Origin of the sequence: Olleya sp. 1-3, assembly GCF_002836085.1 — a bacterium.
GTDB lineage: Bacteria > Bacteroidota > Bacteroidia > Flavobacteriales > Flavobacteriaceae > Olleya > Olleya namhaensis.
This window is the reverse complement of record NZ_PJBW01000058.1, coordinates 251,738-265,637: the sequence shown is the minus strand read 5'-3', so window position 1 is coordinate 265,637 and position 13,900 is coordinate 251,738. Positions and strand designations below refer to the sequence as shown.

The 13,900-nt window shown below is 33.1% G+C and carries 13 protein-coding genes; 11 read left to right on the top strand and 2 right to left on the bottom strand.

What is annotated here, in order from left to right; all coding sequences use genetic code 11:
* The first annotated feature begins 1 nt into the window (after position 1).
* The 4 genes from CXF54_RS14230 (at position 2) to rlmN (ending at position 4,017) form a co-directional block, all read left to right on the top strand.
* The gene (locus CXF54_RS14230) at positions 2–328 is read left to right on the top strand and encodes a nucleotide pyrophosphohydrolase (RefSeq protein WP_090837797.1); all 327 of its coding nucleotides are present in this window, start codon (positions 2–4) and stop codon (positions 326–328) included.
* Between the two features lie 40 nt (positions 329–368).
* Entirely contained in the window at positions 369–1,601 is a 1,233-nt protein-coding gene (locus CXF54_RS14225; RefSeq protein ID WP_101204019.1) for a 3-phosphoshikimate 1-carboxyvinyltransferase, read from the top strand.
* An 86-nt stretch (positions 1,602–1,687) separates the two neighbouring features.
* Positions 1,688–2,737 carry a tRNA preQ1(34) S-adenosylmethionine ribosyltransferase-isomerase QueA gene (gene queA, locus CXF54_RS14220; protein ID WP_090837794.1) on the top strand — a complete coding sequence of 350 codons (1,050 nt, stop codon included), beginning with the start codon at positions 1,688–1,690 and terminating at the stop codon, positions 2,735–2,737.
* Positions 2,738–2,976: 239 nt separating this feature from the next.
* Positions 2,977–4,017 (top strand): 23S rRNA (adenine(2503)-C(2))-methyltransferase RlmN, encoded by a 1,041-nt coding sequence (rlmN, locus tag CXF54_RS14215; protein WP_101204018.1) that lies wholly within the window; start codon positions 2,977–2,979, stop codon positions 4,015–4,017.
* Between the two features lie 77 nt (positions 4,018–4,094).
* Here rlmN and CXF54_RS14210 read toward each other — a convergent pair whose 3' ends face one another.
* On the bottom strand, positions 4,095–5,258 hold the full coding sequence (locus CXF54_RS14210; RefSeq protein ID WP_101204017.1) for a T9SS type A sorting domain-containing protein: 1,164 nt from the start codon (positions 5,256–5,258) through the stop codon (positions 4,095–4,097).
* Positions 5,259–5,420: 162 nt separating this feature from the next.
* Here CXF54_RS14210 and CXF54_RS14205 point away from each other — a divergent pair, with 162 nt between their 5' ends.
* Positions 5,421–6,398: a polyprenyl synthetase family protein gene (locus CXF54_RS14205; RefSeq protein ID WP_101204016.1), complete on the top strand. Its 978-nt coding sequence runs from the start codon at positions 5,421–5,423 to the stop codon at positions 6,396–6,398.
* Here CXF54_RS14205 and CXF54_RS14200 read toward each other — a convergent pair whose 3' ends face one another.
* Positions 6,399–7,715, bottom strand: coding sequence for an aryl-sulfate sulfotransferase (locus CXF54_RS14200; protein WP_232782622.1), 1,317 nt, complete (start codon positions 7,713–7,715; stop codon positions 6,399–6,401).
* Positions 7,716–7,799: 84 nt separating this feature from the next.
* Between CXF54_RS14200 and CXF54_RS14195 the strand changes: the two genes are divergently transcribed.
* From CXF54_RS14195 to CXF54_RS14170, 6 genes are all read left to right on the top strand, one after another.
* Positions 7,800–8,360 carry an RNA polymerase sigma factor gene (locus tag CXF54_RS14195; RefSeq protein WP_101204015.1) on the top strand — a complete coding sequence of 187 codons (561 nt, stop codon included), beginning with the start codon at positions 7,800–7,802 and terminating at the stop codon, positions 8,358–8,360.
* The gene (locus tag CXF54_RS14190) at positions 8,347–9,093 is read left to right on the top strand and encodes a hypothetical protein (RefSeq protein WP_101204014.1); all 747 of its coding nucleotides are present in this window, start codon (positions 8,347–8,349) and stop codon (positions 9,091–9,093) included. Before CXF54_RS14195 ends, CXF54_RS14190 begins: the two co-directional genes overlap by 14 nt.
* A gap of 32 nt (positions 9,094–9,125) precedes the next feature.
* On the top strand, positions 9,126–10,175 hold the full coding sequence (locus tag CXF54_RS14185; RefSeq protein WP_101204013.1) for a hypothetical protein: 1,050 nt from the start codon (positions 9,126–9,128) through the stop codon (positions 10,173–10,175).
* 421 nt (positions 10,176–10,596) lie between these two features.
* On the top strand, positions 10,597–11,994 hold the full coding sequence (locus CXF54_RS14180) for an arginine decarboxylase (protein ID WP_090837778.1): 1,398 nt from the start codon (positions 10,597–10,599) through the stop codon (positions 11,992–11,994).
* Positions 11,984–12,922 (top strand): agmatinase, encoded by a 939-nt coding sequence (gene speB / locus CXF54_RS14175; protein WP_090837776.1) that lies wholly within the window; start codon positions 11,984–11,986, stop codon positions 12,920–12,922. Before CXF54_RS14180 ends, speB begins: the two co-directional genes overlap by 11 nt.
* Positions 12,912–13,886: a deoxyhypusine synthase family protein gene (locus CXF54_RS14170; RefSeq protein ID WP_101016970.1), complete on the top strand. Its 975-nt coding sequence runs from the start codon at positions 12,912–12,914 to the stop codon at positions 13,884–13,886. Before speB ends, CXF54_RS14170 begins: the two co-directional genes overlap by 11 nt.
* The last annotated feature ends 14 nt before the right edge of the window (positions 13,887–13,900 follow it).

Here is a 13,900-nt window from a genome sequence, read left to right as displayed (position 1 = left end):
AATGGATATTAAAAATGCACAATTAGAAGTAGATAACTGGATAAAAAACCATGGAGTGCGTTATTTTAACGAGTTAACTAATATGGCTCAGTTAACAGAGGAGGTTGGAGAAGTTGCGCGTATTATTGCAAGGCGTTACGGAGAGCAAAGCGAAAAGGAATCTGATAAAAATAAAGATTTAGGAGAAGAGCTTGCAGACGTTATGTTTGTAGTTTTATGCTTAGCAAACCAAACAGGAATAGATTTGCAAGAGGCATTTGATAAAAAGTTAGATATAAAAACAAAACGTGATCACGATAGGCATCACAACAATCAAAAATTAAAATAAAGTTTAGTCATTTCTGCGTAAGCAAAAAGTTAGTATTTACATGAATTTACACCTTAATAAATCAACAATACATAAAGCTTCTACTATCCAAATAACAGGTTCAAAAAGCGAGTCTAATAGATTATTGTTGTTACAAGCCTTATATCCAGAAATAAAAATAACTAATGTGTCAAATAGTGATGACTCTGTGTTAATGTCAAAAGCATTGGCATCCCGGGACAACATCATAGATATACATCATGCAGGGACAGCGATGCGTTTTTTAACCGCATATTTTTCTACGCAAGACGGTAGGGATATTGAGTTGACGGGTTCTAAACGCATGAAGGAGCGTCCGATAGCAATTCTTGTAGATGCATTAAATCAATTAGGCGCAGATATAAGTTATAAAGAAAATCAAGGATTTCCGCCATTATTAATCAAAGGAAAAAAGCTTACTAAAAATAAGGTAACGCTAAAAGCAAATGTTAGTAGTCAATATATTTCTGCCTTACTATTAATTGCTCCAAAATTAGAAAACGGAATAGAGCTAACACTTGACGGAGAAATTACATCTGTACCGTATATTAAAATGACACTTAGTTTGTTAGAAGAGATTGGTGTAAAAACTAAATTTGAAGGCAATCTAATTACTATAGCACCTAAAAAACAATCAGAAGTTAATGCACAACAGTTAACCGTAGAAAGTGATTGGTCATCAGCGTCGTATTTTTATAGTATTGCTGCTATGTCTGCTATTGGGACAAGTATTACGTTGTCTTCTTACAAACAAAATAGCCTGCAAGGCGATTCCGCTTTAGCGACAATTTACAAGTCTTTTGGTGTGACAACAACATTTAAAGACAATAGTGTTACGCTTCAAAAAGTGGAAGAAGTTACTTTGGATACTCAAATTAATTTCGATTTAAAAAACGCGCCAGATATTGCACAAACTATTTCGGTAACCGCATTTGGTTTAGGATTAGAGTGCCATTTAACAGGGTTACATACTTTAAAAATTAAAGAAACCGACCGTTTAGTAGCCTTAAAAACCGAAATCGAAAAATTAGGAGGTCAAGTCGCTATTACAGATAACAGTTTGACATTAAAAAAAGCAACTAATAGACAGCAAAATATTACAATAGCAACGTATAATGACCACAGAATGGCTATGGCATTTGCACCATTGGCCTTAAAAGTGCCAATAATTATTGAAGATTCAAAAGTAGTATCAAAATCTTACCCAACGTTTTGGGACGATTTGGCTGCTTTAGGGTTCATTTTTAGCGTTTAATAAATAATAATTGCCCATTTACTTGACAAGGCCTATCTCCAGATTGTATATTTGCAGTCTTGTTAACTTAACAACTATATTAATAAATGAAATTATCACACTTCCATTTTGACTTACCAGATGAATTATTAGCAGAATATCCTGCTGAAAACAGAGACGAGTCTCGTTTAATGGTATTAAACCGTAAAGAGCAAACCATTGAACATAAAATGTTTAAAGATTTGATCGAGTATTTTGATGAAAAGGATGTGATGATTCTTAATAACACCAAAGTATTTCCAGCACGTTTATTTGGTAACAAAGAAAAAACAGGAGCTAGAATTGAGGTGTTTTTATTACGTGAGTTAAATAAAGAACAACGTCTGTGGGATGTATTAGTGGATCCAGCACGTAAAATACGTATTGGTAACAAATTATACTTTGGTGATGACGAAACGTTAGTTGCAGAAGTAATAGATAATACAACATCTAGAGGACGTACATTACGTTTTTTATACGATGGATCTTATGAAGAGTTTAGAAAAAAACTACAACTTTTAGGAGAAACGCCATTACCAAAATATATCAAAAGAGAGGTAGAGCCGGAAGACGAAGAACGTTACCAAACAATCTATGCAAAAGAGGAAGGTGCAGTAGCAGCTCCAACAGCAGGATTACACTTTTCTAAACATTTATTAAAGCGTTTAGAGATAAAAGGTGTTGACTTTGCAGAAGTAACTTTACACGTTGGATTAGGGACTTTTAACCCAGTTGAAGTGGAAGATCTTTCAAAGCATAAAATGGATAGCGAAGAGCTTAAAATTGAAGCGCCAGCAGTAGAGATTATCAATAATGCTAAAAAAGAAAAGCGTCGTATTTGTGCAGTAGGTACAACAGCAATGCGTGCTATAGAAAGCTCAGTATCTTCAAGCGGAACGTTAAACGAAATTGAAGGATGGACAAATAAATTTATCTTCCCTCCATACGATTTTAGTATTGCTAACGCCATGATTACAAATTTTCATACACCAAAATCAACATTAATGATGATGGTATCTGCATTTGCAGGTCATGATTTTATGAAAAAAGCATACGAAGAAGCAGTAAAAGAAAAGTACAAATTTTACAGTTATGGAGACGCGATGTTAATCATCTAATTCTTTCTAAATAAATAATTAAAACCTCTTTTGTCTGTAATCAGTAAAAGAGGTTTTTTTATGGCATTACCCAAGGGTCGCGCTCTCGACAGTCGCTTTGCATTTGCTTATTAGGCAAAAGCAAGAGCTTCAACAAATGTCTCCATCGCTAATGCGCTAGCCAAAGGTTTGTTATAAATTAAAGTAAAGTAAATCAACAGTCGTCAATCGTCATTCAAAATCACTATTTTTGCAATCCAATGGACATCAAGAAAAAAGACATACGCGCATTAACTAAAGAGCAACTTAGAGAATTCTTTGAAAAAGAAGGAGATAAAGCCTTTAGAGGTAATCAAGTTTACGAATGGTTATGGAGCAAAGGCGCCCATACCTTTGAGGATATGACAAACCTCTCTAAAGAGACGCGTCAAATGTTAGAAGATAACTTTGTTATAAACCATATCAAAGTGGACGTTATGCAGCGTAGTAGCGATGGTACAGTAAAAAATGCAGTACGATTACATGATGATTTAATTGTCGAGTCTGTTTTAATACCAACAAAAACCAGAACCACAGCCTGTGTGTCTAGTCAAGTAGGATGCAGTTTAGACTGTAAATTTTGCGCAACATCACGATTAAAACGTATGCGTAACCTTAACCCTGACGAGATTTATGATCAAGTAGTAGCCATAGACAGAGAAAGTAGATTGTACTTTGATAGACCATTAAGTAATATTGTGTTTATGGGGATGGGAGAACCATTGATGAACTATAATAACGTACTTAAAGCTATCGAGAAAATTACATCTCCCGAAGGTTTAGCTATGTCACCAAAACGTATTGTAGTCTCTACTTCAGGTGTGCCAAAAATGATTAAAAAAATGGCAGACGATAATGTTAAGTTTAAATTAGCAGTATCACTTCACTCTGCAATTGACGAAGTAAGAACATCCATAATGCCATTTAATGCAACATTCCCGTTAGCAGATCTTAGAGAAGCGTTGGTGTATTGGTACGAAAAAACTAAGAATCGTATTACTTATGAGTATGTTGTTTGGGAAGGCATAAACGATAAACGTAAGGATGTAGACGCATTAGTACAGTTTTGTAAGTTTGCACCAAGTAAGGTTAATATTATAGAGTATAACCCGATTGATGACGGACAGTTCCAACAAGCTAAATCAGAAGCCATAGACATGTATAAAAACGTGTTAGAAGATAATAATATTACTGTAACTGTAAGACGTAGTAGAGGTAAGGATATTGATGCAGCATGTGGACAGTTAGCTAATAAAGAATAGTTTATTATTAAATAATAAGCATAAAAAAAAGCGACTTTCAATTAATTGAAAGTCGCTTTTTTTGATTGGTGTAAAGTTTATTCTTTAATAAATTTCATTGTTTTTTCTTGATTTCCAGCAAAGATTTTCATGAAGTAAATTCCGCTTTTTAAATCATTTATATTGATTGTGTTTTCAATCATACTGTCAGCTTCAACTTGCATAACACGTTGTCCTAGTTGATTAAAAATTTCAATAGACGTAAGTTGTGATTTAGATTTAATACTAATACTGCTTTTAGCTGGGTTAGGATAAAGACTAAAAGTAGTAGCTTCAAAACTAGCTGCAGATAAAGCAGGGTCTGCTTCTGTAGTAAATGACCAAACAGTACTAACAGTAGACCCAAAGCAATTAAATGACTCTACAGACCAATAGTATGTCGTGTCATAAGCCCAGTTAAAAGTAATGCCGTTTCCATTAGTAGCACCATCTATAGTACCAATATCCGTTCCTGCAGTATCTGTACCTAAAGATAAGTTGAAAACGGTAGCAGATGGTCCAGCAGTCCAATTAAAAGGAGTAATTAACGGTGTTGTACCTGTAACATCTATAGCAACATTTGTGGCACCATTAACAGGATTAGTTGCAGTTGCAGCAGTTGGAGCAGTAGTTTCTGTACAAGAAAATACTTTTACATTATCAAAAGCCCAAAAATATGAATAATCTCCAACCCATCTAAATCTTACTTTTGCATTACTTACACCTGCTAATTGTGCAGATACATTATAAGATTTAAAACCAAAATCAAGTTCGTTGGCTCCACTAGTATTGTTTGTGCTGTTAAACAATACGACTTGTACCCAAGCTGTACCATCAAACACTTCAACAAAACCATTACCAGCAAATTCAGCACGAATAACATGATTAAATGTTAATTGTACATCAGTTAATGCAGAAGCATCAAAAGTTGGGCTTTCTAAATAAGCATCTTCAGGTTCGCTATCATTACCTATAGCATCACTATCAAAAATAGGATAGCTTCCAGAGAAACCTTCGTCATATAAAACAGTGTTTGCTGCCCCAAAACCTGGAGCTTCACCGCTATTAGCAAAAGACCAAACACCACCATTAGCAAGGTCAGTGTTAGACCAACCAGTTGGTGTGCTTAAGCCGGCATCAAAATTTTCGTCAATCAAAACTTGACTAAATGCAAATGATGTGGTAAGAAATAAAAATAAAAATAAAAATGTAGTTTTTTTCATAAGTAAAAGATTACAGCGTTGATTGTTAGTTGAATAATAGTACCATAAAGGTAATTTTTTTTTTTAAATATTATAATTTTTATAGAATAATTACGAATTATTAATATTAGGGTCTATAAGTTTATTTGTATTTTTGGTATCAATAAAAATTAGATCTAAATTTTGAAGATTACAGAACAGATAAAACAGCCTATTGCTTTTGAAATGGATCTTTTTGAGAAGAAGTTTAGGCTGGCTATGTCTTCAAAAGTAGCACTCTTAAATAGGATAACGTACTATATTGTTAACCGTAAAGGGAAGCAAATGCGTCCAATGTTTGTCTTTTTAGTTGCTAAAATGGTGTCTAACGGAGAGGTAAGTGAGCGTACTTATCGTGGCGCCTCGGTAATAGAGCTAATACATACTGCGACTTTAGTCCATGATGATGTAGTAGATGACAGTAATAAACGTCGTGGGTTTTTCTCCATCAATGCCCTATGGAAAAATAAAATAGCTGTCCTGATAGGTGATTTTTTGTTGTCTAAAGGGTTGTTGCTTTCTATTGATAATAACGATTTTGATTTGCTTAAAATTATTTCTATTGCAGTAAGGGAAATGAGTGAAGGGGAATTACTTCAAATAGAAAAAGCAAGAAAGTTAGATATAACTGAAGATATCTATTACGAAATTATTAGACAGAAAACAGCAACGCTTATAGCAGCATGTTGTAGTCTAGGCGCAGCCTCTGTAAAGCCTAATTCTGTTGAGGTAGAAAGTATGCGAAAATTTGGAGAGCTTATCGGAATGGCTTTTCAAATTAAAGATGACTTGTTTGATTATGGTACACAAAGTATTGGTAAGCCTACAGGGATAGATATTAAAGAGCAAAAAATGACCTTACCTTTAATTTATGTTCTAAATAACTGTTCTAAAAAAGATAAAAAGTGGGTAATCAATTCGATTAAAAACCACAACAAAGACAGAAAACGCGTCAATCAAGTTATCGATTTTGTAAAACAAAATGGCGGTTTGGATTATGCGGTTTCAAAAATGAAATCTTTTCAAGAAGAAGCTTTAGTCTTGCTAAATGGATTTCCAAAATCGGAATATAGAGATTCGCTTGAGTTGATGGTTAATTATGTTATTGAAAGAAAAAAATAGTTATAGTCCTAAATTAATTATAGCTTCATCACCTGGATAATAATCATAACCTCTCCAAAAAGCAGGAACATCCAAACCTGAATATTTCCAAACGACAGTGCCATTAGTTGTAACTTCCCAATAACCGTAATCACCTTCACAAATTAGAGTGTTTCCGTTTCTTAATCTCACAGCTCCAGATATGCGTCCGTTATATAAATTTGGATCGGTAAAACTCCAAATTACTTCAGGTTCGTTATTTTGAGAGCCATTAAGACTAAAGTTTACGGGCATTTTAAATTCGTATACAATGGATTGATTGTTATTACTACCATTCATATATACTAAAACATTATCTTCTCCCGGTTTACCTTCATCAATTATTGTTGGTGCGTGATTATTGTAAAACAATCTTGGTGACGTTGTGTTTTTGTATGCTTCAGGATTTCCAAATCTATATATTAGATCGCCTCCTTTGTTGTAATTCCCTCCCGTATTACTTGCTGCTTCAGTTGTGGAAGTGCTATGGTCTATTACCCAAACTTCGCTGTAAAAATTAATACTTAAATAAATAATGTCTTTTATTGGATCATAGTCTATTCCATTGGCGTGCATAATATCACCATTAGCAATAGTGCTATTATAGTTAACATCTATTAATTGTGGGTTATCGTTTACGTTGTTGTAATTAAGTTTAGAATTGTCATGGTCTTGTACAATATGATCCATGCTATTCCATTTCCAAACTATTTGATCTGTAGTTGGGTCTATTTCCACTAATGTTTCAGGAAATATATCATTACTATTATTAAAACCATTAGCAATAGCAACTGCATTATCTACCTTTTGCCATGCAATAAATAAGAAATTTCCATTAGGTAATTGTTTTACATCATGATGTGCTAGAACAATGTCATCAGAGTAGTTATACTCATAAATAGTTTGAGAATCACTGTTTATGATTTTTATAACACCACCATAACCACCTAGTGTAAATGAAGGAGTATTTGTTTTAAACATACCTAATAGAGTTCCATCAGGTAATAGTTTTATGTCATTACCTAAATTACTGTCAAAATTCCATTGTTTAATTTTATTACCGCCTTTGTCAATAAGATAAGAGGTGTCTGCTCCGTTTTCTATAGCTAAAATGTATCCTAATTGAATAGCGCTTTCATCAATTAACTCAATGTTTTCCGTTATATTTAGGGGTGTTTCTTCAATTTCTGGTTCTATTGTAATTGGTGTATCGTCATCAGATTTACAATTAAACAAGACTATAAAGGATAATAAGATAATGTATGGAAAGGCTTTATTAAAGCGACTTATTTTAGGCATATTCTTTTTTTTTATTGTTATTGAGGCAACCATTTATATCAATTTTGCGTCTATATAAATATAATGCGAATTTAAATACTTTTTGTGAAAGTTGTAACCTTATTTAATAACGAAACTAAACTTGTCAAAAAAGCTGCTCAGAATAATCGTGAAGCCCAACACGTATTGTTTGAAATGCATGCACCCAAAATGTTAAGTGTTTGTCGTTATTATGTCAAAAACTTACAACATGCAGAGGAGGTTATGCTTAATGGGTTTTTAAAAGTCTTTACAAATTTAAAAAACTTTAGGGGCGAAGGTAGCTTTGAAGGTTGGATTAGGCGGATTATGGTTAGAGAGTCAATTTCATTTTTGAGACAGAAAAAAACGATTCAATTTGTAGACGATGATTATGAACATGTCGAAATTCAGGATGAAAGTTCGCAACAATATGATGTGGCACAATTACAAGAATTGATAGATAATTTACCAGAAGGTTACAAAATGGTGTTTGTAATGTATGCCATAGAGGGGTATAAGCATGCAGAGATAGCTAAACTTTTAAATATAAGTGAAGGGACTTCTAAATCTCAACTATTTAAAGCGCGTAAATTATTACAGAATAATATTAGAATACTTAATACCAAGGAATATGGCACCAAATAAATTTGAAAAGCAATTAAAAGACACTTTAGAGCGTCGTACAATTGCACCAAGTAAAACAACTTGGAGTCAGTTAGACACACTATTAGATCAACGTCAAGATAAACGTAAAGTCTCATTTTGGTGGCTGAGTATTGCAGCAACACTTGTAGGCGTTTGTTTGACGGTTTTTATTTTTAGAAATCAATCAAATACTATTAATGAGGTTGTTGAAGACGTGAAAAATGAAATAAATATACCAAGAAAAATACAGGTAGTACAGCCAGATGTAATTGTAAATAAAAAGGACGCTAAAAGGGATGTGTTAAATGAAGAGCAAGAGCAGCAGTATCAAGTAAAAAAGAACAATGTTGTTATTACAGTACCTACAAAAAAAGCAACCGTAATTAATGTAGCTTCAGGGAATTTAAAACCTATCAGCGTAGAAGCTGAGGGTAATGCTTTAAATACCGTTTCTAACAGTGTGACTAGTACAGTTGTTGCGCAATCTCAGTCAGTAGATACACAAATAATTAAGAGTAAAATTTTAACTAATGAAGCAGATTTGCTTTTAGATAAAGCTTATGCCAAAGTTAAGGCAACAAATACGGGGTATAAATCCGAGGAAATAGACGCGAACTCGTTACTAGAGGAGATAGAGATGACATCCGAAAAGTCTCTAAAAAACAGATTGTTTCATGCTGTAAAATCAGGCTATGAAACTTTAAGAACGACAGTAGTAGAGCGCGATAATTAAATCAATTAATCATTAAAAAAAAACGAACAGTTATGCAAAACATTACAAAACATTTAGTGTACTTGTTTTTATTGTTGGCAGTAAGTCAGCTTAAAGCACAAGTAACGGATTCAATACCAAGAATAGAATCCATAAAAGAAACAATTACTACCGAAGAGCGTGATGCCTTGAAATTAGAAATTGAAACAATAAATGATCAATTAGAGGAAGATGAGATTACTTTTGAAGAAGCAGAACAATTAAAAAAAGAAGCTGCAGAAAAAAGAGCATTAAATATAGAAAATAGAATAGCTATTGCGGTAAATAGATTAGAGTTTTTAACTCGAAATAATCAAGGTTCTAAGGATGATATTCAAAAAACAGTAGTGTCTATTAAAATTGGAGACAGTGATAGAGAGATTTTAGGGGTAAGAGCAAATAGGAAACCACCCAAAAAAGATATCCGTACAGGTAACCAAATGCTTTTTGCAATGGGGTTTAATAATACAATAATTGATGGTGTTAGTTTAAGTGATACGCCATATAAATTAGGAGGTTCTGGTTTTGTAGAGCTAGGATGGCTATGGAAAACTAGAGTACTAAAAGAGTCTAATTTTTTACGTTTTAAATATGGGCTTTCTGTGCAATGGAATAAATTAGATATTAAGAACGATATGTATTTTGTTCAAGATGGTAATCAAACAACATTACAGTCTTTTGATGGCGATTTAAAACGCGCCAAGTTTAGAACCACTAGCTTAGTTATTCCTATGCATCTTGAGTTTGGTCCATGGAATAAAAAAGACTATAAAGATGGTCGTGTCCGTTATTTTAATCATAATAAGTTTAAAGTAGGATTGGGAGGTTATTTTGGTGTAAATGGTAATGCAGTACAAAAATTAACCTACAAAGAAAACGGAGATCGTGTAAAGGAGAAGATTAAAAGAAACTTTAATACCAACACTTTTACGTACGGTCTTAGCGGATATATTGGAGTAGGAGATTTAAGTTTATATGCTAAATATGACATTGCCCCACTATTTAAAAATCAAACGTTTGATCAAAACAATATTTCTTTAGGTATTAGATTGGATTTGGATTAGTTTTTAAAGTAATTTAGGTAAAAGCACTTCTTTTAATTTAATAAAAGAAGTGCTTTTGTGTTTTTTAGAGTTGTAAGTGCTCTTGTTATCAGAGTATTAAATATTTTTTATTTTTTTAATAAAAAAGTTTTTAATTCAAAAAAAAGTATTTCATTTGCAGTATAATAGCTGAACACTTTGAACTCTGTTTCTATGTTCGGGCTTTTGAAAATTAGGAAGTCATATTCAAAAGCAGCTTACAGATTAAGCGACCGAATTCTAAAGCTAACTTCCGCTTTCACATCTATATATGCTAGCCAGCATCAGTTTGGCTTTGCGCCTACTTACGACCTTAGAATTCAAATTTGATAGTCACTTTGTTGTTTTTTTTAACAAGGATTTTTTTACTATTTATATTTTAATTTTAACGTTTTAAACAAAAATGAACACAAAGTACATAGACTTAATCAGTCAAACTTTTGATTTTCCTCAACCAGAATTTAAGTTAGAGGACAAGACATTACAATTTCATGATATCGATTTAATGGAGTTAGTAGAAGAGTATGGAGCACCTTTAAAATTTACATACTTACCACAAATTTCTAACAATATACAACGTGCAAAAACATGGTTTAGAGATGCCATAAAAAAACACGATTACAAAGGGAACTACAACTATTGCTATTGCACAAAAAGCTCACACTTTAAACATGTTTTAAATGAGGCTTTAAAAAATGATATTCACATTGAAACATCATCTGCTTTTGATATTGATATTGTTGAAAACCTTAAGAAGGAAGGTAAGATAACTGACGAAACATTTATTATTAGTAATGGATTTAAACGTGATCAATATGTTTCAAACATTGCTAGGTTAATTAATAACGGTCAAAAAAACTGTATTCCAATTATTGATAACTACGAAGAAATAGATTTACTTTCTGAGCAAATTGATGGAAACTTTAAAGTAGGTATTAGAATTGCATCAGAGGAAGAGCCTAAGTTTGAGTTTTATACTTCAAGATTAGGAATTGGGTACAAAAACATAATCCCGTTTTATAAAAATCAAATAAAATCTAATCCTAAAGTAGAGCTTAAAATGCTTCACTTTTTTATCAATACGGGAATTAGAGATAATGCGTATTACTGGAACGAACTTTTAAAATGTTTAAAAGTATACACGAGTTTAAAAAAGGTTTGTCCTAGCTTAGATAGTTTAAATATTGGAGGAGGATTTCCGATTAAAAACTCGTTAGCATTTGATTTTGATTATGAATATATGATTGACGAAATCATTAATCAAATCAAACAAACGTGTGAAGAGGAAGAAGTAGATGTACCAAATATTTTTACAGAATTTGGAAGTTTTACAGTAGGAGAAAGTGGTGGCGCTATTTATGAAGTGTTGTATCAAAAACAACAAAATGATCGTGAAAAGTGGAACATGATAAACTCTTCTTTTATTACAACATTACCAGATACTTGGGCAATTAACAAGCGTTTTATAATGTTAGCGATAAACCGTTGGCATGACTCTTATGAGCGTGTTTTACTAGGAGGTTTAACTTGCGATAGTGATGATTATTACAACAGTGAGCAGCATATGAACGCTATTTATTTACCAAAATACAACAAAGAAAAACCATTGTATATAGGTTTTTTTAATACTGGAGCATATCAAGAAACAATTGGTGGTTTTGGAGGATTACAACATTGTTTAATACCATCTCCAAAACATATTTTAATAGATAAAGACAAGGATGGAAACATCACAAAAACATTATTTTCTGAACAACAAAAAAGTGAAGACTTACTTAAAATTTTAGGTTATGCAAACTAAAACTTATGCTGGGATTCCAGAAGAATTAGCAAAATTAGAAAAAGCTAAAATTGTTTTAATTCCTGTACCTTATGATGGTACTAGTACATGGCAAAAAGGGGCTGATAAAGGTCCTGAAGCATTTTTAGATGCTTCTGCAAATATGGAACTTTATGATATCGAAACAGATTCTGAAGTATACAATCAAGGGGTATATTTAGCAGATGCTGTAACAGAAAATAGCTCGCCAGAAGCAATGGTAGAAGCTGTTCATCAGGCAACTAAGAAGTATATTAAAAAAAATAAGTTTGTTACTATTTTTGGAGGAGAACATTCTATATCTATTGGTACAATACGTGCATTTAACGAGATGTTTCCTAGTTTAACAGTATTGCAATTAGATGCGCATGCAGATTTGCGTAAGGAGTATGAAGGTACAGCATGTAACCACGCGTGTGCATTATACGAAGCAAGTCAAAATACTAACTTGATTCAAGTAGGTATACGCTCTATGGATGCTATTGAAAAGACTGTAATGGACACAGAAAAGACATACTTTGCGCATGAGATGGCATTGGATGATACTTGGATGGATAGTGCTATAGATCAGATGACGGATAATGTATTTATTACCATAGATTTAGATGCATTTGACCCTTCAATTATGCCAAGTACTGGTACGCCAGAGCCGGGTGGTTTATTATGGTACGAAACTTTAGAGTTTTTAAAGCAAGTGTTTGAAGAGAAAAACGTGGTTGGATTTGATATTGTTGAATTATGTCCAAATAAAGTGGATAAATCTTCAGACTTTTTAGCTGCAAAATTGTATTATAAAATGCTAAGCTATAAGTTTTTAAATCAAGGCGCAGAAGACGATTACGACAACACATACGAGAAAGACACACAAAAAAATAACACTTCTAAATTCAACGAAGACGATGAGTACTAAAGGACCAGTTTCACAATTTATAGAACACCATTACTTACATTTTAACGCAGCAGCTTTAGTAGATGCAGCAAAAGGATACGAAACACAATTAGACAATGGTGCTAAGATGTTAGTGTCTCTTGCTGGTGCTATGAGTACTGCCGAACTTGGTAAAAGTTTTGCAGAAATGATTCGTCAAGATAAAGTGCATATTATTTCATGTACTGGAGCAAACTTAGAAGAGGATATCATGAATTTAGTAGCGCATTCGCACTACAAGCGTGTGCCTAACTACCGTGATTTAACACCTCAAGAAGAGTGGGATTTATTAGAAAAAGGACTTAACCGTGTAACAGATACTTGTATTCCTGAGCACGAAGCGTTTAGACGTTTACAACACCATATTGAAAAAATATGGAAAGATGCTGAGGCTAATGGAGAGCGTTTTTTACCACATGAGTACATGTACAAAATGTTATTGTCAGGCGTTTTAGAAGAGTATTACGAGATTGATTTAAAAGACTCTTGGATGTATGCTGCAGCAGAAAAAAACTTACCAATAGTTTGCCCAGGTTGGGAAGACAGTACTATGGGTAATATTTTTGCAAGCTACGTATTAAAGGGAGAGCTTAAAGCTAGCACCATGAAATCTGGTATCGAGTATATGACGTTTTTAGCAGATTGGTATACTGAAAACTCTCAAAACGGAATCGGTTTTTTCCAAATTGGAGGTGGTATCGCAGGAGATTTTCCAATATGTGTAGTGCCAATGTTATATCAAGATATGGAGCGTACAGATACACCATTTTGGAGTTATTTTTGCCAAATAAGTGACTCTACAACTAGTTACGGGTCATATTCTGGAGCTGTACCTAACGAGAAAATTACTTGGGGAAAACTGGATATTGATACACCAAAATTTATTGTAGAGAGTGATGCAACAATAGTTGCTCCGCTTATATTTGCTTACATATTAGGATTATAATTGCTTTCGTAAAA

Excerpts from the sequence above, each read along its gene's own strand:
- CXF54_RS14210 (WP_101204017.1), bottom strand. The coding sequence starts at position 5,258 with ATGAAAAAAACTACATTTTTATTTTTATTTTTATTTCTTACCACATCA.
- CXF54_RS14190 (WP_101204014.1), top strand. The coding sequence starts at position 8,347 with ATGGCACCAAATAAATTTGAAAAGCAATTAAAAGACACTTTAGAGCGT.
- CXF54_RS14230 (WP_090837797.1), top strand. The coding sequence starts at position 2 with ATGGATATTAAAAATGCACAATTAGAAGTAGATAACTGGATAAAAAAC.
- CXF54_RS14225 (WP_101204019.1), top strand. The coding sequence starts at position 369 with ATGAATTTACACCTTAATAAATCAACAATACATAAAGCTTCTACTATC.
- CXF54_RS14170 (WP_101016970.1), top strand. The coding sequence starts at position 12,912 with ATGAGTACTAAAGGACCAGTTTCACAATTTATAGAACACCATTACTTA.
- CXF54_RS14180 (WP_090837778.1), top strand. The coding sequence starts at position 10,597 with ATGAACACAAAGTACATAGACTTAATCAGTCAAACTTTTGATTTTCCT.
- speB (WP_090837776.1), top strand. The coding sequence starts at position 11,984 with ATGCAAACTAAAACTTATGCTGGGATTCCAGAAGAATTAGCAAAATTA.
- CXF54_RS14200 (WP_232782622.1), bottom strand. The coding sequence starts at position 7,715 with ATGCCTAAAATAAGTCGCTTTAATAAAGCCTTTCCATACATTATCTTA.
- rlmN (WP_101204018.1), top strand. The coding sequence starts at position 2,977 with ATGGACATCAAGAAAAAAGACATACGCGCATTAACTAAAGAGCAACTT.
- CXF54_RS14185 (WP_101204013.1), top strand. The coding sequence starts at position 9,126 with ATGCAAAACATTACAAAACATTTAGTGTACTTGTTTTTATTGTTGGCA.
- queA (WP_090837794.1), top strand. The coding sequence starts at position 1,688 with ATGAAATTATCACACTTCCATTTTGACTTACCAGATGAATTATTAGCA.